This is a genomic window from Arthrobacter sp. SD1074B (assembly GCF_056780195.1).
Window position 1 is genome coordinate 2,360,245 of record NZ_JBRAZT010000001.1, and the last position, 24,028, is coordinate 2,384,272.

The 24,028-nt window shown below is 67.7% G+C and carries 24 protein-coding genes; 7 read left to right on the forward strand and 17 right to left on the reverse strand.

Annotated features, from left to right (window positions below):
* Window positions 1–46 precede the first annotated feature (46 nt).
* The 6 genes from aceE to fabF all read left to right on the forward strand — a co-directional run bounded on the left by aceE (window position 47) and on the right by fabF (window position 8,161).
* Window positions 47–2,827 carry a pyruvate dehydrogenase (acetyl-transferring), homodimeric type gene (aceE, locus tag ACUYM2_RS10900; RefSeq protein WP_481600074.1) on the forward strand — a complete coding sequence of 927 codons (2,781 nt, stop codon included), beginning with the start codon at window positions 47–49 and terminating at the stop codon, window positions 2,825–2,827.
* A 193-nt stretch (window positions 2,828–3,020) separates the two neighbouring features.
* Window positions 3,021–4,265 carry a PucR family transcriptional regulator gene (locus tag ACUYM2_RS10905; RefSeq protein ID WP_481600075.1) on the forward strand — a complete coding sequence of 415 codons (1,245 nt, stop codon included), beginning with the start codon at window positions 3,021–3,023 and terminating at the stop codon, window positions 4,263–4,265.
* Window positions 4,266–4,353: 88 nt separating this feature from the next.
* Window positions 4,354–5,283, forward strand: coding sequence for an ACP S-malonyltransferase (locus ACUYM2_RS10910; protein WP_481600076.1), 930 nt, complete (start codon window positions 4,354–4,356; stop codon window positions 5,281–5,283).
* Window positions 5,280–6,341 carry a beta-ketoacyl-ACP synthase III gene (locus tag ACUYM2_RS10915; RefSeq protein ID WP_481600077.1) on the forward strand — a complete coding sequence of 354 codons (1,062 nt, stop codon included), beginning with the start codon at window positions 5,280–5,282 and terminating at the stop codon, window positions 6,339–6,341. The genes ACUYM2_RS10910 and ACUYM2_RS10915 overlap by 4 nt, the downstream gene beginning before the upstream one ends.
* Before the next feature lie 146 nt (window positions 6,342–6,487).
* Entirely contained in the window at window positions 6,488–6,733 is a 246-nt protein-coding gene (locus ACUYM2_RS10920) for an acyl carrier protein (protein ID WP_175320862.1), read from the forward strand.
* A gap of 192 nt (window positions 6,734–6,925) precedes the next feature.
* On the forward strand, window positions 6,926–8,161 hold the full coding sequence (gene fabF, locus ACUYM2_RS10925) for a beta-ketoacyl-ACP synthase II (protein ID WP_481600078.1): 1,236 nt from the start codon (window positions 6,926–6,928) through the stop codon (window positions 8,159–8,161).
* Window positions 8,162–8,305: 144 nt separating this feature from the next.
* On the opposite strand, the gene ACUYM2_RS10930 is transcribed toward fabF, so the two are convergent.
* From ACUYM2_RS10930 to ACUYM2_RS10950, 5 genes are all read right to left on the reverse strand, one after another.
* Entirely contained in the window at window positions 8,306–8,809 is a 504-nt protein-coding gene (locus ACUYM2_RS10930; RefSeq protein WP_136322385.1) for a DUF3145 domain-containing protein, read from the reverse strand.
* Window positions 8,810–9,210: 401 nt separating this feature from the next.
* Window positions 9,211–10,137: a tyrosine recombinase XerC gene (locus tag ACUYM2_RS10935; RefSeq protein ID WP_481600079.1), complete on the reverse strand. Its 927-nt coding sequence runs from the start codon at window positions 10,135–10,137 to the stop codon at window positions 9,211–9,213.
* Between the two features lie 193 nt (window positions 10,138–10,330).
* Window positions 10,331–11,518 carry a DNA-processing protein DprA gene (gene dprA / locus ACUYM2_RS10940; RefSeq protein ID WP_481600080.1) on the reverse strand — a complete coding sequence of 396 codons (1,188 nt, stop codon included), beginning with the start codon at window positions 11,516–11,518 and terminating at the stop codon, window positions 10,331–10,333.
* Between the two features lie 59 nt (window positions 11,519–11,577).
* Complete coding sequence (locus ACUYM2_RS10945; protein ID WP_481600081.1) at window positions 11,578–13,125, reverse strand: YifB family Mg chelatase-like AAA ATPase; 1,548 nt, start codon at window positions 13,123–13,125, stop codon at window positions 11,578–11,580.
* The gene (locus ACUYM2_RS10950; protein WP_481600082.1) at window positions 13,126–13,482 is read right to left on the reverse strand and encodes a YraN family protein; all 357 of its coding nucleotides are present in this window, start codon (window positions 13,480–13,482) and stop codon (window positions 13,126–13,128) included. It lies immediately after the preceding gene.
* Between the two features lie 474 nt (window positions 13,483–13,956).
* Here ACUYM2_RS10950 and ACUYM2_RS10955 point away from each other — a divergent pair, with 474 nt between their 5' ends.
* Window positions 13,957–15,369 (forward strand): hypothetical protein, encoded by a 1,413-nt coding sequence (locus ACUYM2_RS10955; RefSeq protein WP_481600083.1) that lies wholly within the window; start codon window positions 13,957–13,959, stop codon window positions 15,367–15,369.
* Between the two features lie 130 nt (window positions 15,370–15,499).
* Here ACUYM2_RS10955 and ACUYM2_RS10960 read toward each other — a convergent pair whose 3' ends face one another.
* The 12 genes from ACUYM2_RS10960 to ACUYM2_RS11015 all read right to left on the reverse strand — a co-directional run bounded on the left by ACUYM2_RS10960 (window position 15,500) and on the right by ACUYM2_RS11015 (window position 24,027).
* Complete coding sequence (locus ACUYM2_RS10960; protein ID WP_056426737.1) at window positions 15,500–15,826, reverse strand: DUF2469 domain-containing protein; 327 nt, start codon at window positions 15,824–15,826, stop codon at window positions 15,500–15,502.
* Window positions 15,827–15,905: 79 nt separating this feature from the next.
* Complete coding sequence (locus tag ACUYM2_RS10965) at window positions 15,906–16,577, reverse strand: ribonuclease HII (protein ID WP_481600084.1); 672 nt, start codon at window positions 16,575–16,577, stop codon at window positions 15,906–15,908.
* A 10-nt stretch (window positions 16,578–16,587) separates the two neighbouring features.
* A complete protein-coding gene (lepB, locus tag ACUYM2_RS10970) occupies window positions 16,588–17,514 on the reverse strand; it encodes a signal peptidase I (RefSeq protein ID WP_481600085.1) in 927 nt (308 codons plus the stop codon).
* A 54-nt stretch (window positions 17,515–17,568) separates the two neighbouring features.
* Entirely contained in the window at window positions 17,569–18,246 is a 678-nt protein-coding gene (gene lepB / locus ACUYM2_RS10975; protein WP_481600086.1) for a signal peptidase I, read from the reverse strand.
* Between the two features lie 103 nt (window positions 18,247–18,349).
* Window positions 18,350–18,709: a 50S ribosomal protein L19 gene (gene rplS / locus ACUYM2_RS10980; protein ID WP_090953186.1), complete on the reverse strand. Its 360-nt coding sequence runs from the start codon at window positions 18,707–18,709 to the stop codon at window positions 18,350–18,352.
* A gap of 247 nt (window positions 18,710–18,956) precedes the next feature.
* The gene (gene trmD, locus ACUYM2_RS10985) at window positions 18,957–19,790 is read right to left on the reverse strand and encodes a tRNA (guanosine(37)-N1)-methyltransferase TrmD (protein WP_481600087.1); all 834 of its coding nucleotides are present in this window, start codon (window positions 19,788–19,790) and stop codon (window positions 18,957–18,959) included.
* A 1-nt stretch (window position 19,791) separates the two neighbouring features.
* A complete protein-coding gene (rimM, locus tag ACUYM2_RS10990; protein WP_481600088.1) occupies window positions 19,792–20,382 on the reverse strand; it encodes a ribosome maturation factor RimM in 591 nt (196 codons plus the stop codon).
* A 125-nt stretch (window positions 20,383–20,507) separates the two neighbouring features.
* The gene (locus tag ACUYM2_RS10995; RefSeq protein ID WP_056426755.1) at window positions 20,508–20,750 is read right to left on the reverse strand and encodes an RNA-binding protein; all 243 of its coding nucleotides are present in this window, start codon (window positions 20,748–20,750) and stop codon (window positions 20,508–20,510) included.
* Between the two features lies 1 nt (window position 20,751).
* On the reverse strand, window positions 20,752–21,174 hold the full coding sequence (gene rpsP / locus ACUYM2_RS11000; RefSeq protein WP_138769023.1) for a 30S ribosomal protein S16: 423 nt from the start codon (window positions 21,172–21,174) through the stop codon (window positions 20,752–20,754).
* Window positions 21,175–21,393: 219 nt separating this feature from the next.
* Window positions 21,394–21,831 carry a hypothetical protein gene (locus ACUYM2_RS11005; RefSeq protein ID WP_481600089.1) on the reverse strand — a complete coding sequence of 146 codons (438 nt, stop codon included), beginning with the start codon at window positions 21,829–21,831 and terminating at the stop codon, window positions 21,394–21,396.
* Window positions 21,832–21,966: 135 nt separating this feature from the next.
* A complete protein-coding gene (locus ACUYM2_RS11010; protein ID WP_481600090.1) occupies window positions 21,967–22,842 on the reverse strand; it encodes a VOC family protein in 876 nt (291 codons plus the stop codon).
* Between the two features lie 84 nt (window positions 22,843–22,926).
* On the reverse strand, window positions 22,927–24,027 hold the full coding sequence (locus tag ACUYM2_RS11015; protein ID WP_481600091.1) for an amidohydrolase family protein: 1,101 nt from the start codon (window positions 24,025–24,027) through the stop codon (window positions 22,927–22,929).
* Between the last annotated feature and the right edge of the window lies 1 nt (window position 24,028).

A 24,028-nucleotide genomic window follows, 5' to 3' on the forward strand; every position in this document is an offset into this window, starting at 1 on the left:
GTCGCGTTCACGCCAGGCAGATACCCTGCCGGAGCTGAGGGTGCCGATGAATGCGCTCAAAGAGAGGTTGGACGTGGCTGCAGGAGAAGATACCTCCCATATCCTCAGCGGGTTGACTAACCAGCTGCCTGATCGTGATCCGGAAGAGACCGCCGAATGGCTGGAGTCCCTGGACACACTGATTCAGGAACAGGGCACCGAGCGTGCCCAGTACATCATGCGCAGCCTGCTCCAGCGGGCCGGCGCACAGAGCGTGGGCGTACCGATGGTGACCACCACGGACTACGTCAACACCATCCCGGTGGACCAGGAAGCGCCGTTCCCCGGCGATGAGGAGATCGAACGCAAGTACCGCGCATGGCTGCGCTGGAACGCCGCCGTGATGGTGCACCGTGCCCAGCGGCCCGAAATCGGCGTCGGCGGGCACATCTCCACCTACGCCGGCGCGGCGACTCTCTACGAGGTCGGCTTCAACCACTTCTTCCGCGGCAAGGACCACCCCGGTGGCGGCGACCAGGTCTTCTTCCAGGGCCACGCCTCCCCCGGCATGTACGCCCGCGCCTTCATGGAAGGACGGCTGACCGAGGAAGACCTGGACGGCTTCCGCCAGGAGAAGTCCAAGGAGGGCCACGCCCTCTCCAGCTACCCGCACCCGCGCCTGATGCCGGAGTTCTGGGAGTTCCCCACCGTGTCGATGGGCATCGGCCCGATGAACGCCATCTACCAGGCGCAGTCGAACCGCTACCTGCACAACCGTGGCATCAAGGACACCTCCGACCAGCAGGTCTGGGCGTTCCTGGGCGACGGTGAAATGGACGAGCCGGAATCCCGCGGCCTGCTCCAGCTCGCCGCGAACGACAAGCTGGACAACCTCAACTTCGTCATCAACTGCAACCTGCAGCGCCTCGACGGCCCGGTCCGCGGCAACGGCAAAATCATGCAGGAGCTCGAAGCGTTCTTCCGCGGCGCCGGCTGGAACGTCATCAAGGTGGTCTGGGGCCGTGAGTGGGACGACCTGCTCGCCAAGGACGAAGACGGCTCGCTCGTGAAGATCATGAACGAGACCGTCGATGGCGACTACCAGACGTACAAGGCCGAATCCGGCGGGTTCGTCCGCGAGCACTTCTTCGGCAAGACCCCGCAGACCAAGGACATGGTCGCGGACATGACGGACCAGGAGATCTGGAACCTCAAGCGCGGCGGCCACGACTACAACAAGGTCTACGCCGCGTACAAGGCCGCCACCGAGTTCAAGGGCAAGCCGACGGTCATCCTGGCCCACACGGTCAAGGGTTACGGCCTGGGCACCCACTTCGAGGGCCGCAACGCGACCCACCAGATGAAGAAGCTCACGCTGGCGGACCTGAAGGCCTTCCGCGACCACCTGCGCATCCCGATCACGGACGAGCAGCTCGAAGCGGACCCGTACCAGCCGCCGTACTACCACCCCGGCGCCGACGCCCCGGAGATCCAGTACCTGATGGAACGCCGCCGCGCCCTCGGCGGGTTCGTCCCCGAACGCCGCTCCAAGCACACCGACGTCACCCTCCCGGGCGACAAGGCGTACGAGGTCGCCAACCGCGGCTCCGGCAAGCAGCAGGCCGCCACCACCATGGCGTTCGTCCGGTTGCTCAAGGACCTGATGCGGGACAAGGACTTCGGCTCCCGGATCGTGCCGATCATCCCCGACGAGGCACGCACCTTCGGTATGGACGCGTTCTTCCCGACGGCGAAGATCTACAACCCGAACGGCCAGAACTACCTGTCCGTGGACCGCGACCTCGTCCTGGCCTACAAGGAATCCATTGCCGGCCAGATCGTCCACGCGGGCATCAACGAGGCCGGTTCGGTCGCCGCCTTCACCGCCGCGGGCACCTCCTACGCCACGCACGGCGAACCGCTGATCCCGATCTACGTCTTCTACTCGATGTTCGGTTTCCAGCGCACCGGCGACTCCTTCTGGGCCGCCGCCGACCAGATGACCCGCGGGTTCATCATCGGCGCCACCGCCGGACGGACCACGCTGACCGGCGAGGGCCTGCAGCACGCTGACGGCCACTCCCCGATCCTCGCCTCGACCAACCCGGCCGTCGTCACCTACGACCCGGCCTACGGTTACGAGATCGGCGTCATCATGCGCGACGGCCTGACCCGGATGTATGGTCCGGGCCCGGCGGACAATGACCCGTCCCGGAACCTGATGTACTACATCACGGTCTACAACGAGCCGATCGTCCAGCCGCCGGCACCCGCCGAGCTCGACACCGAAGGCATCATCAAGGGCATCTACCTGCTGGCACCGGCCAAGATCGACGGCCCGCGCACGCAGATCCTGGCCTCCGGCGTGTCCGTCCCCTGGGCCCTTGAGGCCCAGCGGATCCTCGCCGAAGACTGGGGCGTCTCCGCTGATGTCTGGTCCGTGACCTCCTGGACCGAACTGCGCCGTGACGCGATGGCCGCCGAGGAAGACGCCTTCCTCAACCCCGGCCAGCCCGCCCGCGTCCCGTTCGTCACCGAACAGCTCGCAGGCGCCACCGGACCGATCGTGGCGGTCTCGGACTACATGAAAGCCGTTCCGGACCAGATCCGGCAGTTCATCCCGAACGAGTTCGCCTCGCTCGGTGCTGACGGCTTCGGCTTCTCGGACACCCGCGCCGCCGCGCGCCGCTTCTTCAAGAACGACATCCACTCGATCGTGGTCCGTTCGCTGCAGATGCTGGCCCGCCGCGGCGAGGTCGACGCCCAGGCCCCGGCCCAGGCGATCGAGAAGTACCGCCTGCTCAACGTCAACGCCGGCACCACCGGCAACGCGGGCGGCGAGTCCTAACCGCGCACGCCCGTAACAGCAGCGCCCGACGGCGGTTCCCATCTGGGTGGGGGCCGCCGTCGGGCGTTTAACCCCCGGCCGCCCGGCGCCGTGCGGGAGCCCGGCGCGCCCGCCGCGGCTGTGATCCAGCCCAAAGCGACTTGTAGCCTTTGCACAAATGGAGCTTGGACGGCGGGCACCGTATGCTCGATGCATGGCAGAGCCCACCACCACTCCCGCAAAACGCAAGCCGTCCGTGCGGGCGCTCACCCCGGAGAAGGCCGAGACGCTGAAGAAGCTCCGCGCCAGCGTCGGCCAGCTGTCCACCACGACGCTGCGCCAGCTGGAAAAGTCGCTGCCCTGGTACAGCCGGCTGAATTCCGATGAGCGCTCCGCCCTGGGCATGGTGGCGCAGAACGGCATCGCCGCCTTTGTCACCTGGTTCGAACGGCCCAGCTCGCCCTCGTGGATCCTCTCCGATGTCTTCGGCACCGCCCCGACCGAGCTCACCCGCTCGATCAGCCTGCAAAAAGCGTTGCAGCTGATCCGGATCGTCGTCGAGGTGGTCGAGGACCAGGTGCCCATCATCGCGCCCGAAGCGGACCAGGCCGGCCTGCGCGAGGCCGTGCTGCGCTACTCCCGCGAGGTGGCCTTCGCCGCAGCCGACGTCTACGCGCGGGCCGCCGAGACCCGCGGCTCCTGGGACACCCGGCTGGAGGCGCTGATCGTCGACGCGATCCTGCGCGGCGAAAACACCGACGCGCTGCGCTCCCGGATCGCCGCGCTGGGCTGGAAAGCCCAAGAACGCTTCACCGTGATGGTCGGAAATTCCCCGTCGGAACCGAGCGCCAGCTACGTCAGCGAGCTGCGCCGCACCGCCGGGCGGTTCGCCGAGGACGCCCTCGTGGGCATCCAGGGCGACCGCCTCATCCTCATCCTGGGCGGCGTGCAGGACCGCGAAACGGCCTGCCAGAAGCTCAGTGAACTCTTCGCCCCCGGCCCGGTGGTCTACGGCGCCGAAGCCGGTTCACTGCTGGAAGCCAGCAGCTCCGCCCAGTCCGCGTTCGCCGGACTGACTGCGGCCAGGGCCTGGCCCTCCGCGCCGCGTCCCGTGGCGGCCGATGACCTGCTGCCCGAGCGGGTGATCTCCGGTGACGACGCGGCCCGCCGCTCGCTGGTGAAGAACATCTACCGGCCCCTGGTCGCCGCGTCCAACGGCCTGGTCGAGACGCTGGGGACCTACCTGGAACTTGGCCATTCACTTGAGGCGACGGCCCGCGAGCTCTTCGTCCATGCCAACACCGTCCGGTACCGGCTCAAGCGCGTCTGCGACGTCACGGGCTGGGATCCACTGATCCCCCGGGAGGCGTTTGTGCTCCAGGCAGCGCTCGTGGTTGGCCGGCTTTCGGCCCCGCCCAGGCCTTCCCCGGAACGCCAGCCGTCCCGCAACAACTCCTGACCCGTTGTAGACTTCCTACAATCTGACCCAGTGAGCTTGGTGCATGAAAGTACCGATGAATCACGCGGCAATTTGGAAAGCTGGATACGTGCTTGCAATCGTTTGCCCTGGACAGGGCTCCCAGACCCCTGGTTTTCTGGCCCCCTGGCTGGAACTGCCACCCGTCGCAGGCCACCTGGCCTCCCTTAGCGAAATAGCAGGTATCGACCTCACCGCCCACGGAACCACCTCCGATGAGGAGACCATCAAGGACACCGCCGTCGCGCAGCCCCTGATTGTCGCCGCCGGGCTCGTGGCCGCGAAGTCGCTCTTCGACGTCGAACTCGGCACCCTGCCGGTCATCCTTGCCGGGCACTCGGTCGGCGAAATCACCGCCTCGGCCCTGGCCGGCGTCCTGACCGAGACCGAAGCCATGACTTTCGTCCGCGAACGCGCCAACAGCATGGCAGCTGCCGCCGCGGCCACCCCCACCGGCATGAGCGCCGTCGTGGGCGGAGAGCCCGCCGAGGTCCTCGCCGCGATCGAGGCCTGCGGGCTCACCCCTGCCAACGTCAACGGCGCCGGCCAGACCGTGGCCGCGGGTACCCTGGAGCAGCTCAAGGCCCTCGCCGAGAATCCGCCGGCCAAGGCCCGCGTGATCCCGCTGAAGGTTGCCGGCGCGTTCCACACCTCGCACATGTCCCCCGCCGTCGCGGCGCTGCAGGCCCTGAAGCCCTCGCTGCACCCGCGGAACCCGCAGGTCCCCCTGCTCTCCAACTTCGACGGCGCCGAGGTCACCGACGGCGGCGCAGCCGTCGACAGCCTGATCGCCCAGGTGTCCCGCCCGGTCCGCTGGGATCTCTGCATGGAGACCATGGTGAAGCGCGGTGTGACCGGCGTGATCGAACTGGCCCCGGCAGGCACGCTGGCCGGGCTGGCCAAGCGCGGCATGCCCGGAGTGAAGACCGTCACCGTCAAGACCCCGGATGACCTTTCCGCCGCCTTGGCCCTATTCGCAGAACTGGAGGGAGGGGAATGAGCGCTCCGACTCTGAAGCAGGCTGCCCTGCAGGAAAACACCCGCGTGATGGGCGTCGGCGCCTACCGGCCCAGCGTCATCGTCACCAACGAGGATGTCTGCCAGTGGATCGATTCCTCGGACGAATGGATCCGCCAGCGCACCGGCATCATCACCCGGCACCGGGCCCCTGCCGACGTCAGCGTGATCGACATGGCCGAGGGTGCGTCCCGCGAGGCCCTGCAGAAGGCCGGCATTGACGCGTCCGAGCTGGGCGCAGTCATCGTCTCCACCGTGACCCACCCCTACGCGACGCCCTCCGCCGCGGCAAGCCTGGCCGACCGCCTCGGCGCCACCCCGGCGCCGGCGTTCGACATCTCCGCCGCCTGCGCCGGCTACTGCTACGGGATCGCCCAGGCCGACGCCCTGGTCCGCTCCGGCGCGGCGAAGTACGTGCTCGTGGTCGGTGCCGAGAAGCTCTCTGACGTCATCGACAACACCGAGCGCACCATCTCCTTCCTGCTCGGCGACGGCGCGGGCGCCGTCGTCATCGGACCTTCCGACACTCCGGGCATCGGCCCGTCGGTGTGGGGATCGGACGGCAGCAAGTGGGACGCGATCGGCATGACCCACTCGATGCTGGACATCCGCGACTTCGAAGCCGCCGGCAAGCGCGGCCGCGCCCTCAGCGAGGGCGAGGCTGAGGTGACCGAGGCGGCCTTGTGGCCTACGCTGCGCCAAGACGGCCAGACGGTCTTCCGCTGGGCGGTCTGGGAAATGGCCAAGGTGGCCCAGCAGGCCCTCGATGCCGCCGGCATCCGCGCCGAGGATCTCGCGGCGTTCATCCCGCACCAGGCCAACATGCGGATCATCGACGAGATGGCCAAGAAGCTCAAGCTTCCGGAGACCGTCAAGGTCGCCCGGGATATCGCCGAAGCAGGCAACACCTCGGCAGCCTCCATCCCCCTCGCCACCCACCGTTTGCTGCAGGAAAATCCTGAACTGAGCGGCGGACTGGCCCTGCAGATCGGGTTCGGGGCCGGACTTGTCTTCGGCGCCCAGGTGATTGTGCTTCCGTAGGCGGCCACCGCACTTCCTGTGCCGTTGGGTATCCCCAATGGCACTGAATCCCACACCAAACCGAACCCTCGGTTTGAATCATTTCGCCAGAGGTTCCCGGAACAACCCCCGGACGCCGACGGCAACAACAAGAAAAGGAGCCATCAATGGCTAGCAACGAAGAGATCCTGGCCGGCCTGGCTGAAATCGTCAACGAAGAGACCGGCCTGGCCCCCGAGGCGGTCGAGCTGGACAAGTCCTTCACCGAGGACCTGGACATCGACTCCATCTCCATGATGACCATCGTGGTCAACGCCGAGGAAAAGTTCGGCGTGCGCATCCCGGACGAAGAGGTCAAGAACCTCAAGACCGTCGGCGACGCCGTCAGCTTCATCGCCAACGCGCAGGCCTAATTTCCGCCTGCACTCTGGCCCGGCCGGCAACGGCCGCCCCTGTGGCCGGTCCGGGACGCTTCGTCGGCGTCCCGGACCGGAACACCACCGCTTGACCCCCACTTTTCATGACCACCGAGTTTTCCCTACGCAGGCCCCGGGCGCCTTTACCAGTTTCCGGATATGGCAGGCGCACCGACAGAGAGTGATCCCATGACACGCAAAGTAGTCATTACCGGTCTGGGTGCCACCACGCCCATCGGCGGCGATGTCCCCACGATGTGGAAGAACGCGCTGAAGGGCGTCTCCGGCGCGCACACGCTCGAGGACGACTGGGTGGCCAAGTACGAGCTGCCGGTGCACTTCGCGGCTCGCGCCTCCACCCCCGCGACCGACGTCCTAAGCCGTGTCGAAGCCAAGCGCATGGACCCGTCCACGCAGTTCGCCGTGGTCGCCTCCCGTGAGGCCTGGGCCGACTCCGGCATCACCGAGATCGACCACGACCGCCTGGCCGTCGCCTTCGCTACCGGCATCGGCGGCGTCTGGACCCTCCTGGACGCCTGGGACACCTTGCGCGAAAAGGGTCCCCGCCGCGTCCTGCCCATGACCGTGCCGATGCTGATGCCCAACGGCCCGGCTGCTGCGGTCAGCCTGGACCTCGGTGCCCGCGCCGGCGCCCACACCCCCGTGTCCGCCTGCGCGTCCGGCACCGAAGCCGTCCACGTGGGCCTGGACCTGATCCGCTCCGGCAAGGCCGACGTCGTCGTCTGCGGCGGCGCCGAAGCCGCCATCCACCCGATGCCGATCGCCGCCTTCGCCTCGATGCAGGCGCTGTCCCGCCGCAACGACGATCCCGAGCACGCATCCCGCCCCTACGACCGCGACCGCGACGGCTTCGTCATGGGTGAAGGCGCCGGCGCCCTGGTCCTTGAAGCCGAGGAGCACGCCCTCGCCCGCGGCGCCCGGATCTACGCCGAACTCGCCGGCACCTCGGTGACCGCCGATGCCTACCACATCACCGCCCCTGACCCGGAGGGCCTCGGCGCCACCCGAGCGTTGAAGGCTGCCATGTTCGACGGCCGGATCCAGGCCGAGGACGTGGTGCACGTCAATGCGCACGCCACCTCCACCCCGGTGGGTGACAAGCCCGAGTACGCCGCCCTCAAGGCCGCCCTGGGCAGCCACGTGGACAACGTGGCCGTCTCGGCCACGAAGTCGCAGATGGGGCACCTGCTGGGCGCCTCCGGTGCGGTGGAAGCCGTGCTGACCGTACTCGCGGTGCACGAACGCAAGGCTCCGGTGACGATCAACCTCGAGAACCAGGATCCGGAGATCCCGCTCGACGTCGTCACCTCCGAGCGTGCGCTGCCCGGCGGCAGCATCGTCGCGCTGAGCAACTCGTTCGGCTTCGGCGGCCACAACGCCGTCATCGCCGTCCGCAGCATCTAACCCGGGCCGGGCCCGCGCCTCCCGCGCCCGCGCCGAAATGACAGATGGCGGCAATGTTCCTTGTGAACATTGCCGCCATCTGTCATTTGGCGTTGCTATGGAGTGTGTGGCCGTAGGCCTTGTTGCCGGGCGCAGGAAGGGGGCTTAGCCGACCTGGTGCAGCCAGCGGACGGGCGCGCCTTCGGCGGCGTGCCGGAAGGGTTCGAGTTCCTCGTCCCAAGCCTCGCCCAGGGCCAGGGAGAGCTCGTGGTAGACCGCGGAGGGGTCGCCCGCGCCTGACTCGTAGGCGTAGCGGATACGGTCCTCGGAGACCATGATGTTGCCGTGCACGTCCGTGACGGCGTGGAAGATGCCGAGTTCGGGCGTGTGCGACCAGCGGCCGCCGTCGACGCCCTGGCTGGGCTCTTCGGTAACCTCGTAGCGCAGGTGCGCCCAGCCGCGGAGCGCAGACGCCAATTGAGCCCCCGTGCCCGGCGTTCCGGTCCACGACAGCTCGGCCCGGAACATTCCGGGCGCAGCAGGCTGGGCAGTCCACTCGAGGTCCGTGCGCTTGTCCACGACAGACCCAATGGCCCACTCAACGTGGGGGCACAGGGCTGTCGGGGCCGAGTGTACGAACAGGACTCCGCGGGTTAGTGCAACAGACATTCCATCCTCCATAGCTATAGGTACGTCTTCCCCAACGACCTCTGCCTGGATGTCTGTCTGCTGCGTGGTTCCGCGTGCGGGGCAGTTGCCCCTGCCAGACTATTCAGTTGTTTCAATCTGTGTGCGGCCAGCGACCCCACGGTGCAAAAAATAGGTCCGGACCTCGCATGGTGAAACGATGTTTTATCGGTTCAAGCACCACTTGAAAGTTGCCGGGCGTGAGTCTCATTGTGCCGTACCCCGTCTAATTACGCCAGTGCAATTCGGCGCGTCGCTCCCGGCGAGTCGTGGCGGCTTCGGGGGCGGCCGGGCGCCCCTTGGCCAGGTTCCGGGCGCGCAGTGGGGCGGTGGGCGGGCATGCGTCCCGGGCGCGCCCTGGCAGGGTACCGGGCGGGTCCCGGTCAGGCGCGCGGGTGCGCCTGCTGGTAGCTCTTCCGCAGCCGGTCGACCGAGACGTGGGTGTAGATCTGCGTGGTGGCCAGGCTGCTGTGGCCGAGGATCTCCTGCACGGCCCGCAGGTCAGCTCCACCGTCGAGCAGGTGCGTAGCCGCCGAATGCCGCAAGGCGTGCGGGCCGGTGGCCGACGTGTCCCCCAGCCCGTCCAGCAGATCCTTCACGACGCTGCGGACCTGGCGCTGGTCCACCCGCTTGCCGCGAGCGCCGAGGAAAAGGGCCGGGCCCGAGCCGGGCGCCGCCAGGGCCGGGCGGCCGCGGCGCAGCCAGTCGTCGACGGCGATAGCCGCCGGGAGGCCGTACGGGACTGTCCGTTCCTTGTTGCCCTTGCCGAGCACCCGCAGGGTCCTTCGGTCCGGGTCGAGGTCGTCGATGTCCAGGCCGGAGAGTTCACCGACGCGGACGCCCGTGGCGTAGAGCAGCTCAATCATGGCGCGGTTGCGGAGAGCCAGCGGCTCTCCGTCAGCGGCGGCCGACTCGGCCCCGGCCACCAACCGCCGCACCTGCCCCTGTTGCAGAACACCCGGCAGGGACTTCTCCCGCTTGGGGGCCTTCAGCCTCAGGGCCGGGTCGACGGCGATGAGCTCCTCGCGGACTGCCCAGGCGGTGAAGGCCCGCGCGGTGGCGGCACGACGGGCCAGCGTCGCCCGCGACATCCCCGCCTCGCTTTGGGCTCCGAGCCAGCGGCGAAGCGTGCCCAGTTCCAGGTCTGCGAGATCCCCGGCGCCTTCGGTGGCAGCATGCTCCAGCAGGCTCCCGACGTCGGAGAGGTAGGCGCGCACGGTGTGGGCTGAGCCGCCCCTTTCGGCTTCCAGGTAGCGGCCGAAGCGGTGGGCGGCCTCGGCGAGCGCTCCGGGCAGTTGCTGTGTTGACACCGTCCCAGTCTCGCAGCAATGGGACCGTCCGCGGCGCAGCGTCACGGTGCGCCGCCACCGTCCGGTTCCTCGCCACCGCGCCGGTGGACTAAGGGCTCCGGGCGGGGTGAGGCCGCACCGGAAGTGGGCCAAAGGCGGGGTTGCCTTGCGGAGCGCCACAGATCAGCGTGCCACCACAGAGCAGCTGCGTCGCTCAACCCGCCGTGGCGGAGCGTTTCCAGCCGCCGTGGTGGGATTCAGCCAGACCCAGCAGTCCGAGCCGTCCGAGGCCTGCCCTGACGGATTCCGGACTCAGTCCGGCCACCGCGGCGAGTTTCTCGACCGAGCTGGTGATGCGCAGCGGTAGGGCGTCCAGCAGGATCAGGTCCTCCAGGGTCAGCCCATCGTGCGCCTCGACGCGGCCGGACCTGGCCTCGGGCAGCGAGTCGCCGCTTGGCGAGGCCAGTTCCGCGATCTCGCCGGCATCCGTAACGCACACCGCGCCGCCCTCGCGGAGCAGCCGGTGGCAGCCGGCCGAGTTAGCACTGTGCACCGAACCGGGAACCGCCCCGACGGCGCGGCCCAGGGCCTCGGCGTGGTGGGCGGTGTTCAGCGCCCCGGACCTCCAGCGCGCTTCAACCACTACCGTCACGGAGGCCAGCGCAGCGATCAGCCTGTTGCGCTGCAGGAACCGGTAGCGTGTGGGCGCCGACCCGGGCGGGACCTCGGCCAGCACGGCGCCCTGGTTGGCGACCGCGCGGAGCAGGTCCTCGTTGCCGGCCGGGTAGAACCGGTCCACTCCCCCGGCCATGACCGCGATGGTGGGCAGGGCCCCCGCGGCGCCGGCCAGGGCTGCCCGATGGGCGTGGGCATCGATGCCGTAGGCTCCGCCGGAGATGATCGTGAAACCCCGCTGGGCCAAGGCGTAGGCAAGGTCGCCCGTCACCGCCGAGCCATAGGAGGTACTGTCCCGGGAGCCCACCAGGGCGATTGCTTTATTCACCGCCGGCAGCTCCTGCTCCACACCACGCCACCAGAGGCACAGCGGCTCCTGCAGCCCCAGGTCCGCGAGTTGGCGCGGCCACAGCTGATCCGTCGGGATCAGCAGGCGGCCGCCCAGGCGTTGCATGGTCGCCAAGTCACGTTCCGGGGCCAGGTCGGGGACCCGCGGCGCCCAGCGCTTGAGGGCCATGCCCAGGCCGGCCCAGCCGCCTCCCGCGCCGTGCTCCTCCAGCAGCTGTGACAGTTCCTGTTCCAGCCCTGCGCCGGCCGCCAGCTGGCCGGTCGCGATCCGCAGCGCGTCCTCGCCGCCGACGGCGCGGACGAGTGCCAGGCCGGCGGCGTCCTGCGGTTCCAGGACCCTGGACAGCGCGGCGCGGGCGGTCCTCTCGTTCTCTGTCATGGTGTTCCTGTTCTCCTCAGGCTGTGGGGTCTTCACGGGGGCGGTTTAGGCGGGCACCGTCAGGCGGCGGCCGCGGTGGCCTGTCGCAGGCCGAGCGCCCGGCCCACGTCGTCCGCCCCCGGGGTGTCGCGGCCGTCCAGATCCGTCAGTGTCCAGGCCAGGCGCAGCACGCGGTCGTAGCCACGAGCAGTCAGGGCGCCGCGTTCCAGCGCATGGTCGAGGATGCGGGTGGTGGGACCGGCCAGCCGCAGCGGGCCGCGGAGCACCCGCCCCGGTACCTGCGAGTTGGTTTCCAGTCCGAGTGGCCGGAGCCGGTGCAGTTGGAGATCCCGGGCAGCGCACACCCGGGCCGCGATTTCCGCTGTGCCCTCTTCGGCGCGGGGCTGGCCGAAGTCTGCCAGTGCCACGCGGTCGACCTCCAGCTGGATGTCGACCCGGTCCAGCAAGGGGCCGGACATACGGGCGAGATAGCGCCGCCGCATCATCGGCGTGCAGGTGCAGTCCACGCCCTTGCCGGACGCTTTGCCGCAGGGACAGGGGTTGGCGGCGAGGACCAACTGGAACCGGGCCGGGTAGGCAGCTGTTCCTGCCGAGCGGTGGATGACCAGTTCACCGCTCTCCAGCGGCTGCCGGAGGGCGTCGAGGACGCGTCGTTCGTATTCCGGAGCCTCATCCAGGAACAGCACCCCTCGGTGCGCCCGGGAAGCCGCGCCGGGGCGAGGCAGTCCGGATCCGCCCCCGATGATGGCGGCCGCTGTCGCGGTATGGTGCGGATTCTCGTAGGGCGGCCGGCGCAGCAGGGTGACGGAAGCGGACGTGAGCGAACTGAGCGAATGGATGGCTGTCACTTCCATGGCTTCCCTGTCGCCGAGGTCAGGGAGCAGACCCGGCAGGCGCTCGGCCAGCATGGTTTTGCCGGCGCCGGGCGGACCGGTCAGCAGCACGTGGTGGGCTCCGGCGGCAGCCACTTCCAAAGCGCGGCGGCCCTCGGCCTGCCCGGAGACATCGCACATGTCCGGGGCCAGGCCGGGCACAGCGGTTCCCCCGGCGCCATCCGGTTCCTCCTCCACCGGCTCGAAATCGAGTGCCAGGTCCTGCGGCTCTGCTCCGAAGTCGAACGCCAGCCGGGCCAGGGTCCGGTAACCGCGGACCCTGGCTCCGGGCACCAGTTCGGCCTCGGCGGCGTTGGCCTGCGCGACGACCACGTCCGGATACCCGGCCTGCACGGCGGCCATCACCGCCGGGAGGATGCCGCGGACGGGACGCAGCCGCCCGTCCAGGCCAAGTTCCGCGATGAAGACGTTCCTTCCGGTAGGGCGCACGTCGTTGGCGGCGATCAGCACCGCCATGGCGATGGAAAGGTCGAATCCGGAACCGCGCTTGGGCAGGGACGCCGGGATGAGGTTCGCGGTGATCTTCCGGCGGCTGAGCGGGATGCCGGAGTTCTGTGCGGCGGAGCGGATCCGCTCCTTCGCCTCGTTGAGCGAGGCATCGGGCAGGCCGAGGATCACGAACGCGGGCAGCGTCTGGCCGATGTCGGCCTCGACCTCGACGATGTAGCCGTTCAGCCCTACCAGCGCGACGGAATAGGTCCGGCCAAGCGCCATCTACCCCACCCCTTTGAGGTGTTCGATGGCCGGCTCGCCGTTGCCGTCGTCGAGGACGGCGATGACATCCACGCGGCGCAGCGGCATCCGCAGCTCATGGTCGCGGCACCACGCGGAGGCCAGCCGGTGCAGCCGGGCAAGCTTGTCCACGCCGACGGCTTCGAAGGGGTGCCCGTAGGCGAGTGATGTGCGGGTTTTGACCTCGGCAATGACCAGGGCGTCGCCGTCGAGCGCCACGATATCGATCTCGCCCTCGGGGCAGCGCCAGTTGCGGTCCACAACCCGCATCCCCTGGGCTTCGAGGAAGCCGGCTGCGAGTTCCTCGCCGCGCCGGCCCAGCACATCCTTTGCTCTCATGCCTCCAGACTGGGACCCCGCGGCTCCGCAGCACAGACCATACGGCTCTCATGTGGAAAAGTCCGGAGAACAGGCCCGGCCAACGTCGCCGAGTGGGAAGCCGTTTCTTGCCACCGCATAAGCACGACAGGCCGCCCGGCAACTATTTAAGAATCCAAGAATTTGTCGCCCCACTCCTCTGTCCCTAGGCTTGCAACAGATAAGCGACCTTTTGACGATCGCCAGGGCGGCAAGCCCTGAACCACTGACCTCAGACCGGGACACCGTCAAAGCGTGCAACGTGAATGATGCCCCAGGACCCCTGGCCGACAGAAAGCAGCAACAGTGCTGACAGTGGACTTAACACACGTACCCCCCTCTCCGGGCAGCCGCTACATACTGCGGCTCCGGGACCGGGTTTCCCACGCCGGTCAGGCCTTGGGATTGGCGGCCGGAAAGCGGCTCGAGCTATCCGATGATGCCCTACCAGGCCCCATGAACCAAACTGTGGCTTGGGTTGATGAGGTCACTAGTGACGGGGAAACCAGCCCCTTGACACCACGCGTAAGAGCTGACGGTCTAAAGCACGTGGCGCATTTGGAAGTCTGGCTTCGCCAGCCGGCAAAGACCACGACGCAAGAAGAAGCAGAGAAGATGCTGCAGACTCTCGTGGCATGGAAGTACTTCGGTGATTCTGAGTGGGAGAGCAGGGTCATGCGCATCGCAAAGGACGTACTTCGAAAACTCCGACGGATACGACAGCTTCCAGCCAAGAGTCGCCTGGCGGTTCTTTGCGATCTCTACTCTGCCCATGCCGACTTTTCTGACTCGGTGACCGGCAATGTGATGGCGAGCCTCACCGGCATGACCGCACTGCACGGGCTCTTGGAACGACATGTAGCTCCGGTCCGGAGAGAAGTTTTCCACGTCACGTCGCTAACAGACAGCCCCGCCTCTGAATCGGTAAAATCCGACTTGCGTCATCTGCTGGCCACATCGTCCGCCTTCAACGGTTCAAGCACGACCTCCAGCCTGCTCCGCGGTCAGGTTCTCAGTGTCCTCGAAGGCAGGAACGCAGCGCGGCGAGAGTTCCAGTCCGCTCTTTCGTCCAACCGCGACCTCGTCAAATCCCTGTATCTCGACATGGGAAGCTTCACCTACGGGTTGCCGGAGAGCGGGGTCGCCCAAGGTGCGACAATTACCTGGCACGGAGCCGACTACTCCCCAATGGCGAGGGCTACCATTCTCTATTCGGCCAATACAGAGTTTCTTCGTCGGTTCTTGGCCAGAATTCTTTTCTATGCCATTGCAGAGCCGGAACTCCATCTGCATTTCCACCTAGTAGCGTCGGAAAATGAAGCACGGGCGTTCATTAGCGAAGCGGAAGAACTCTTGAGCACGATTCACTCGTTTAGCGGACGAGCGTCCATGCCGCCGAAGCTCTCGTGGTCGTCTTCGGAAGTGCCGGCGCGTGTGGGCAACCGGATTACCTATTTCGCATGTGCGCGGTATTTGGTCGCAGAGGCTGTCATGGACAAATTCGGAACCGACGTATGGGTCCAGGACGTCGATCTCTTCCCGACTGCACCGATTTCCCAAGCTCACACGACTATGACCGGGTTCGACGCCGTCGTGGCGGCCTCCTCCGGTATTGATTTGCTCGCGCCGTGGCGACGCTACATTGCCAACAGCGTCTATATTTCCCGATCCGAAAAGGGCAGGACTTTCGCCTCGAACGCGGCGGCATACATTTCGAGTTTCCTCCACGAACCCGATTCGTGGATGCTGGACCAAAACGCCCTGGACTGGGCTGTGGAGATGGCCCCGGCGGGCACCTCTATCGGTAACATGCGCGCCCTCGACGTCCAACTTACCCAGTCGGCCATGAACGGCCCCATCGAATCTTGATCTGTCGGCGACCAGGCCTCGGACTCCCGGTCCGTAGCCTGGTCGCCGCTGGCGAGCGGGATAATTCCGCCTTCAACAGCACGGAAGTGACCGCTGCGGGCGACCAGAGGCAAGGCCGCCCAGCCCTAAGTCAGTTCCCCAGGCCCTCGACCTTGGGCAGGGCAAGCTCCTCGCTGCGCGGGAGCTCTTCGACGTTGACGTCCTTGAAGGTGATGACGCGGACGCTCTTGACGAATCGGGCGGAGCGGTAGACGTCCCACACCCAGGCGTCCTGCAGTGTCAGGTCGAAGTAGACCTCGCCGTCGGCGCTGCGGGCCTGCAGGTCAACGTGGTTGGCCAAGTAGAATCGCCGCTCGGTCTCGACCACGTAGCTGAACAGCCCGACGACGTCGCGGTATTCGCGGTAGAGCTGTAGCTCCATGTCGGTTTCATAGTTTTCAAGGTCCTCGGCACTCATGGTTCCATCTTGCACCATCGGGCGCCGGCCGCGCGCCACCTGCCCGCCGGCCCGCCGCCCGCGGTGGAGCGGATCCTGCTCAGTCGCCGAGCAACTGCCAGCTGACGCGGTGGTACGGGGTGGGGCCCTTGGCGCGGAGCGCGTCCTTGTGCGCAGCCGTGCCGTAGCCTTTGTTCTCGTTCCAGCCGAAGTCCGGGTATTCGGTGTGCAGGGCGGTCATCTGGCGGTCGCGTTCGACCTTGGCCAGCACGGAGGCCGCGGCGACGCTGAGGCACTGCATGTCGGCTTTGACCAGGGTGTGCACCGGCGCGTCGCAGCCGGGCTCGTCCGGAACCTCGTCGAAGAGCGAGGCCTGCGCCGCGGGCGAGAGCCAGTTGTGGCTGCCGTCCAGCAGCACCACATCCGGCGTCACCCCGGCCGCCAGCACCGAGAACCAGGCCCGGTTGCCGGCGAGCCGGAGCGCGGCGATGATGCCGAGCGCGTCGATTTCCGCCGCGGATGCGTGCCCCACGGCGGACGCGACGCTCCAGCTGCGCACTAGCGGCTCCAGCCGTTCCCGCTCCGCGCCTTTGAGCAGCTTGCTGTCCCGCACGTCCGCGAGCAGCCGCTGTTTGTGCAGGTCCACGACCGCGATGCCGACGCTGACCGGGCCGGCCAAAGCGCCGCGGCCCACCTCATCGATGCCGGCGAGGAGCCGGGCGCCGGAGCCGCGGAAGCGGCGCTCGTAGTCGAGGGTGGGTGCTTCGGACACGGCTGCTGTCCTACTTCCCTGCCGGGGCGGGGACAGCGCGGAAGACGTCCGGGTAGTTGTCCAGGGCAGTGATCCGGTTCAGCGGCCACGCGATCACGGCTGCCTTGCCTTCGATGTCGGCCATGTCGATGAAGCCGCCGTTGATTTCCCGGTGCGCGCGGGAGTCTGCGGAGTGGTTCCGGTTGTCGCCCATAACCCAGACCTTGCCGGCGGGAACCACGACGTCGAAGTCGCGCACCTGCGGGACCTCGGCGCTGTTGACGTACTTCTCGTCCAGCGGCGCCCCGTTCACGGTGAGCCGGCCGCTGCCGTCGCAGCAGATGACGTGGTCGCCGGGCAGGCCGATAACGCGCTTGACGAGGTGCTGTTCGGAGTTGTCCGGGAGCAGCCCGACGAACGTCAGCACGTCCTGCACGCCGGTGAGCGGTCCGGCCGGTTTCTTCGCGGTGGGCACCAGCCAGCCCTTGGTGTCGCGGAACACGACGACGTCGCCGTGCTGCAGGGCGATCGGTTCCGGCACCAGCAGGTTGACGAAGATGCGGTCGTTGACGTCCAGGGTGTTCATCATGGATTCGGACGGGATGTAGAACGCCCGGAACAGGAAGGTCTTGATCAGGAAGGACAGCACGACGGCGATCGCCACCACGGTCGCGATCTCCTTGAGCCAGAGGAGTACGGGGCTGCGGCCTTCGCGGCCCTTCGCCTTCCGGGCACGCGCGGACGACGGTCCGGCGTGCGAGGGGCCCGCCTGCGGGGCGCCCTCGGCGCGCTCGGGCCGCGCCGCGGGAACCGCGTGTGCCGCTTCCGCCGTCACCGGCGCCGGTTCCGGGTTGGGCGCCGCTTCCGCCTGTAGCGGCGCCGGGATGTGCTCGGCCCGCGGTGCGGCGGGCAGCTGCGTCGTCGGGTGGTCGGTGCCCGGAATGGGCGAGGAGGTCACTCGGGGCTCGTCGTGCCCCCGCGGATCAGGAGTCCGGGGTCCGGTCTCGGGCATCTACTGTCCGTTCTTAATCGTCGTGGCGGCCTCGACGGGCCGCGGTATTGCTGCAAATCTATCAAGCGGCCAGATGATCTGGACCGGCCGGCCGATCACGCGTTCCAGCGGCACCATTCCGCCGCCCGGCGCGCCCAGCAGGCTGCGGGAATCGGCCGACTTGGAGCGGTGGTCCCCCATCAGCCAGAGCCGTCCGTCCGGGACGATCACGCTGAACTTCAGCTCACTGGGGGCGTCGCCCGCATACACATAGGGTTCCTCAAGTTTCTGGCCGTTGACTGTGAGCCGCCCGTCGGCACCGCAACAGACCACGTGGTCGCCGGGCATCCCGATGACACGCTTCACGTAGGTGGTGTCGCTGCCGGTGAGGCCCAGCCAGTGGCCCAGGCCAGCGAGGAAGTCGGCCGCCGGGCCCTGGCCGCTGCCCAGCGGGGCGAAGGAGCCGCGGCCGTCAAAGACGACGATGTCGCCGCGGCGGACAGGGTCGAACGCGAAGTCGGTCCGGGAGACCACAATCCGGTCCCCGTCGCGGAGCAGCGGCTCCATCGACGCGGAGGGGATGAAGTACACGTCCAGCCACAGCGAGCGGATCAAGCCGCTGATGGCCACGGCCAGAACCAGGCCCAAAAGCACAAAACGCCAGCCCAGTTTCCTGGGCCGGCGTCTTGTCTGTTCCATGATCCGTGTCCTCTTACGCATTTCTTAGTTGAACGGCGCAGTGGCGGATGGGCCCGGGAGTTGCCGGGGCCGTCCGTGGACCCGCTGGGTAAGTCCGGAGGACTTACTTGGCGGTCTGGAAGTCGCGCTTTTCCTTGATCTTCGCAGCCTTACCGCGCAGTGCACGCATGTAGTAAAGCTTGGCGCGGCGCACGTCACCCTTGGAGACGAGCTCGATCTTGTCGATGATCGGGGAGTGTACCGGGAAGGTACGCTCCACGCCGACGCCGAAGGAGACCTTGCGGACGGTGAAGGTTTCGCGGACGCCGTCGCCCTGGCGGCCCAGGACAAAGCCCTGGAAGACCTGGACACGGGAGTTCTTGCCTTCGATGATGTTCACGTGCACCTTGATGGTGTCACCCGCGCGGAACTCGGGAACATCGCTGCGCAGCGAGGCTGCGTCTACGGAATCGAGGATATGCATTGATCCACTCCTGGTGAACGCCACAGGTCATTCACGTTGGGTCACGGCGGCCAAGCCCGGTGCTTGCGCACCGGAAATTCCCGCCGAAAGTTTTGTCGTTCCGGCTCCGTCAGGAATTGACAGGGCCGGGGTGCCGCACTGTTGGTGACGCTCCCCCTGTGGCAGGTTCGCACCCAGCAGGCACAAGGACTAATTTTGCCACATTCCGCGGTGTTTTGGTGAATTGGCCCAGCAGGATCGGCCGTGCTTAGGCGTCGGGTCGCCGCTGCAGCCGCCCGTCGACGACGTCGTAGCCCAGTTCCCCGAAAGCCGCACGGTCCGCGCGGGGCAGCTTGCCGGCGTCGAACGCCTCCAGCAGGTCCGGGCGGCGTTCAGCGGTGCGCCGGTACTGTTCGTGGCGCCGCCACTGCGCGATCTTGCCGTGGTTGCCGCTCAGCAGCACGGCCGGAACCTCACGTTCCCGCCAGCTCGAAGGCTTGGTGTACACCGGGTATTCGAGCAGGCCGTCGGAGTGGGATTCCTCCACGAGCGATTCGGGGTTCCCGACGACTCCGGGCAGCAGCCTCCCGACCGCCTCGACCATGGCCAGCACGGCCACCTCGCCGCCGTTCAGCACGTAGTCACCCAGGCTCATGGGCCGGACGGTGAAGTGCTCCGCGGCCCATTCCAGCACGCGTTCGTCGATGCCCTCGTAGCGTCCGCAGGCGAAGACCAGCTGGTCTTCTTCGGCAAGTTCGTGGGCAATCGCTTGGCTGAAGCGCTCCCCCGCCGGTGACGGGACGATCAACACGGGCTTGCGGGCGCCCTCCGCGCCGGCGGCTTCCGGACCCGCCTCCGGCGCCGATTCCGGCATTGCATGGACCACCGCGGTCAGGGCCTGGGCCCAGGGTTCGGGCTTCATCACCATGCCGGCGCCGCCGCCGTACGGGGTGTCATCCACCGTGCGGTGCCGGTCCGTGGTGAAGTCGCGGAGGTCGTGGACGTTCAGCTCCAGGAGGCCGTCCTGCCGCGCCTTCCCGATCAGGGAAAGTTCCAGCGGTGCGAGGTACTCGGGAAAAATGCTGACGACGTCGATCCGCATCTTAGGCGTTGTCCCCTGCGCCGCGTCCGGCCTTCCCGTCGGCGTCGGCGTCGGCGTCGCCGTCGTCGGGGGTAGCGCCGGCCTCGCTGTTGACCTCGAACAGGCCGGCAGGCGGGGTGACAAGGACGTACTTTTCGCCGACGTTGACTTCGGGCACGATTTGCTCCACGAACGGGATAAGGATTTCCTTGCCGTCCTGGTCGGTCACCACCAGCAGGTCCTGGACCGGCATGGTGTGCAGCCCGGACACCTTGCCGACCACCGTGTCGCCGACGCGGACGTCCAGGCCGACAAGCTCATGCTCGTACCAGCCCTCGTCGTTGTCCTCGTCCAGTTCCTCGGTTTCGATAAAGAGCTTCGCGCCCCGGAGGGCTTCCGCCTCGTTGCGGGTCTCCACCTCTTCGAAGGCCAGCAGCAGGATGTCCTTGTTCCAGCGGGCGCTTTCCACGGTCAGCGGACCGGCCGACGCGGGTTCCACCACGAACTGTGTGCCGGGAACAAAGCGGTCACCGGGCGCGTCCGTCAGCACCTGGACGGTCACTTCGCCGCGGATGCCGTGGGGCTTGCCGATTCGTGCCACCTGAAGCTGCATCTGTTCCTCTGTTCGGGTTCTTTGTAAGTCTGGAATGTGGGGTGCGTTTACTGCGCAAAACAGTCCGGCCCCTCCACCATAAGCTGGTGGAGGGGCCGGACTAAAGACAAGTACTGCTGGTCGCGCTACCGGCGGCGGTCGGTGTCGACGACGTCGACCCTGACCGGCTCGCCGTCGGCCAGTGCCGCCACCACAGTGCGCAAGGCGCGTGCGGTGCGGCCCTGGCGTCCGATCACCCGTCCGAGGTCGTCCTGATGAACGCGCACTTCGAGGGTGTCCCCGCGGCGGTTGTTCTTCGCACTGACCTTAACGTCCTCGGGACTGTCAACAATCCCGCGGACCAGGTGTTCGAGCGCTTCTGCCAGCAATTTACTCAGCCTCGGTGGTCTCTGCTTCGGCGTCGGCGGGAGCCTCGGCTGCGTCGTCCTTCTTAGCCTTCTTGGTGATGGCTTCCGGGATAATCACGGAACCCTTTTCCGGGGTGACGAAGGCTTCCTTGGGAGCCTTGGTCTTCAAGGTTCCCTCCTGGCCGGGGAGACCCTTGAACTTCTGCCAGTCACCGGTGATCTTCAGGATCGCGGCGACCTGCTCGGACGGCTGTGCGCCGACGCCGAGCCAGTACTGGGCACGGTCCGTGTCGACCTCGATGTACGAGGGCTCTTCGGTCGGGTGGTACTTGCCGATCTCTTCGATGGCACGGCCGTCACGCTTGGAGCGTGCGTCCATGACGACGATGCGGTAGTACGGTGCGCGCATCTTGCCGAAGCGCTTAAGGCGAATCTTTACGGCCACTTTTGTGGTCACTCCTGTTTCTGAAACGGGGTCGAGCCCGGCGTTCTGCACCCGTGGGGCGGGCCGTACTAGGGGGTTCTAAAGGACAGGATCCGGACGCGGAGAGAGGGGCCACGCAGATCGAGTACGTGTTCATTGTGCCAGATCACCGCGCGGATTTCGACTTGACACCCGCGGCGGGCAACTTGCGGGTGGTTTTTGGCCGGGGCGGGCGTCGAGTCAGGACGTCCAGACGTAGAGTCCTGACTTCGTGGCGGGGTCGACGCCGGCCGCCAGCTCGGCGAGCTGCCGGACGTAGCGGGCGGCCTGCTCGGCGCCGAAGGGCATGTCCTCCTCGGCCGCCCAGCTTTCCGCGACCTCGGCCAGGACATCGCCTTCGCCTTCCGTCTCGTAGCTGAGCAGCTCCGCGAGGGCCCGGACCATCGCAGCCGGCACGCCCAGCAGCGAGTCGCTGGCAACGTCCACCATCGCCAGCTCATAGTCGGCACCCGCGGCGTGCACGGCGGTGCCGGCCAGGTCGCCCAGCCGCTCCACCTCGAAGTCGCTGATGTCCGGAATCCGGACAGCGCCCGGGGCAGCCGCGGCGCCGCCGTCGAGGGCCGACGCGCGCTTCAGGGCGGCATCGTGGGTGGCGACGAAGATTTCAGTAAATCCCAAGGAAGTGCTCCTCATCCGGGGGTAGGGCTGGCATGGTGCCGGCAGCCGCCCTGCGGCGGCCGCCGGTTTCAGCCTAGCCCAGACGGAGCCGAGGCCCTGCTGGGCAGGTCCGGCTGGGCAGGTCCGGCTGCGGTCTTAGCGAACGGCGACGCGGATCCGGTTGCGCCACGGATCATCGAAGCGCAACTCGGCACCCGTGTGGTGGGACTCGACGCCGGCGGTCTTGAGCCGGTCGGCGAGGGCGCCGACGTCGTCTCCGGAAGGAACTTCGATGAGCACTTCGCCAAGGCCAAGGGTGTCGTGGCGGGGTCCGGCGCCGCGGCTGTTCCAGACGTTCATGGCCATGTGGTGGTGGTAGCCGCCGGCGGAGACGAAGAGGGCCTGGCCGTGCCAGCCCGCGGTCTTCTCGAATCCCAGCGTGCCGACGTAGAAGTCGTGGGCGGACTGCACATCGCCGACCTGCAGGTGGACGTGCCCGACGCCGGCGTCCGCCTCGCGCTGGCCGGCCAGCGACGCTTCGGTGAGGTGCTGCTCGAGGTAACGCTGCGGGGGCAAGGCGAGGCTGTCCATCACGACGTTCTTCCCGTCCCAGGACCAGGCGTCGCGGGGCCGGTCCCAGTACAGCTCGATGCCGTTGCCCTCCGGGTCATTGAAGTAGAAGGCCTCGCTGACGAGGTGGTCGGCGCTGCCGGTGAAGGACTGCGGCTCGTACTGCGCAGCGGAGGCGACGGTGGCGGCCAGCGAGGGCTGGTCCTCGAACAGCAGGGCGGTGTGGAAGAGGCCGGCCTCGCCGCGGGAGGGCAGGTTCAGCCCGGGGGCGGGGGCCAGGTGGACGAGGGGCTTGCGCTTGCGTCCAAGGTACAGCCCGCCGTCCTGCTCGGCGACGATGTCGAGGCCGAGGGCGCGCTGGTAGTAATCGGTCATGACCTTCATGTCGCCTACCTTGAGCATCACGGTGCCCATGGTGAGTTCGGCGGGAAGGAGATCCTGGGTGCTGGTTTCTGCGGTCATCGAAACGCTCCGGTGGTGGTCCTGCGGCCACCGACCTTCGGTGACCTTACTTAGACATAAATTACTTGAAGCTTCAATTTATTCCTAATGCGGGAGAGGCTCTTGACCTACCAGTTCCCCGCGCAGCACGATGTTCCGGGGCGCCCGCAGGGTCGCGAGGTTGCGGCGGGGGTCCTCGGCGCAGACCAGCACGTCCGCGCTGGCGCCTTCGGCAATGGATTCGGCACCGAGCCAGCCCCGGGCAGCCCAGGTTCCGGCGTCGAGCGCCGCTGCGGCCGGGAGTCCGGCGGTGTGCAGGGCCTCGAGTTCATCGGCGATCCGGCCGTGTTTGATGACGCTGCCCGCGTCCGTCCCGGCGTAGATGGCCACGCCGGCTTCGTACGCCTCCACGATCCGTTCGGCGCGGCGTTCCCAGAGTGAGCGCATGTGTGCGGCGTAGCGCGGGAACTTGCCTTCGGCTTGGGCCGCAATGTCCGGGAAGGTGGCGATGTTGATCAACGTGGGCACGATCGGCACACCCTGTTCGACGAAGCGGGGCACGTGCCGGGGCAGCAGCCCGGTGCCGTGTTCGATGCAGTCAATACCGGCGTCGAGCATGTCATCGAGGGTGTCTTCCGCGAAGCAGTGCGCCGTGACCCGGGCGCCCTCGTCGTGGGCAGCCCGGACCGCGTCCTTTACGGTCCCGGCCGGGAAGCTGGCGGCAAGGTCGCCGGCGTCGCGGTCGATCCAGTCGCCCACCAGCTTGACCCAGCCGTCCCCCGCGCGGGCCTGCTTGCGCACGGCCTCCACCAGGTCCCCGGGTTCAACCTCGACGGCGAAGCCCCGCAGGTACCGTCGCGTCCTCGCGATGTGCCGCCCGGAGCGGATGATGCGCGGCAGGTCGCTCCGCTGCTGGATCCACCGGGTGTCGTGGACCGCGCCGGCATCGCGGACCAGCAGCGTTCCCGCGTCGCGGTCGGTCAGGGCCTGCCGCTCGGCTACCTCGTCCGGGACGTCTCCGCCGGGACCGAGCCCGATGTGGCAGTGCGCGTCGACCAGGCCCGGGATGACCCAGCCATCCAGGATTAGGTCCGCCGCGGCCGCGGGCCGGTTGAAGGTCAGCCTGCCGTCCACGGCCCACACTCCGCGCCGCTCCCGATCGACTGCCGTGAGGACCGGGCCGCTGAATTCGATGATGCTGCTCATG

Bases quoted from the DNA above. Each gene is read 5' to 3' on its own strand.
- fabF (WP_481600078.1), top strand. From the start codon at position 6,926: ATGACACGCAAAGTAGTCATTACCGGTCTGGGTGCCACCACGCCCATC.
- ACUYM2_RS11015 (WP_481600091.1), bottom strand. From the start codon at position 24,027: ATGAGCAGCATCATCGAATTCAGCGGCCCGGTCCTCACGGCAGTCGAT.
- ACUYM2_RS10955 (WP_481600083.1), top strand. From the start codon at position 13,957: ATGAACCAAACTGTGGCTTGGGTTGATGAGGTCACTAGTGACGGGGAA.
- ACUYM2_RS10950 (WP_481600082.1), bottom strand. From the start codon at position 13,482: ATGAGAGCAAAGGATGTGCTGGGCCGGCGCGGCGAGGAACTCGCAGCC.
- ACUYM2_RS10930 (WP_136322385.1), bottom strand. From the start codon at position 8,809: ATGTCTGTTGCACTAACCCGCGGAGTCCTGTTCGTACACTCGGCCCCG.
- trmD (WP_481600087.1), bottom strand. From the start codon at position 19,790: ATGCGGATCGACGTCGTCAGCATTTTTCCCGAGTACCTCGCACCGCTG.
- ACUYM2_RS10945 (WP_481600081.1), bottom strand. From the start codon at position 13,125: ATGGCGCTTGGCCGGACCTATTCCGTCGCGCTGGTAGGGCTGAACGGC.
- ACUYM2_RS10905 (WP_481600075.1), top strand. From the start codon at position 3,021: ATGGCAGAGCCCACCACCACTCCCGCAAAACGCAAGCCGTCCGTGCGG.
- aceE (WP_481600074.1), top strand. From the start codon at position 47: ATGAATGCGCTCAAAGAGAGGTTGGACGTGGCTGCAGGAGAAGATACC.
- ACUYM2_RS10960 (WP_056426737.1), bottom strand. From the start codon at position 15,826: ATGAGTGCCGAGGACCTTGAAAACTATGAAACCGACATGGAGCTACAG.
- lepB (WP_481600086.1), bottom strand. From the start codon at position 18,246: ATGGAACAGACAAGACGCCGGCCCAGGAAACTGGGCTGGCGTTTTGTG.
- ACUYM2_RS10915 (WP_481600077.1), top strand. From the start codon at position 5,280: ATGAGCGCTCCGACTCTGAAGCAGGCTGCCCTGCAGGAAAACACCCGC.
- rplS (WP_090953186.1), bottom strand. From the start codon at position 18,709: ATGCATATCCTCGATTCCGTAGACGCAGCCTCGCTGCGCAGCGATGTT.
- ACUYM2_RS10920 (WP_175320862.1), top strand. From the start codon at position 6,488: ATGGCTAGCAACGAAGAGATCCTGGCCGGCCTGGCTGAAATCGTCAAC.
- ACUYM2_RS11010 (WP_481600090.1), bottom strand. From the start codon at position 22,842: ATGACCGCAGAAACCAGCACCCAGGATCTCCTTCCCGCCGAACTCACC.
- dprA (WP_481600080.1), bottom strand. From the start codon at position 11,518: ATGACAGAGAACGAGAGGACCGCCCGCGCCGCGCTGTCCAGGGTCCTG.
- rimM (WP_481600088.1), bottom strand. From the start codon at position 20,382: ATGCAGCTTCAGGTGGCACGAATCGGCAAGCCCCACGGCATCCGCGGC.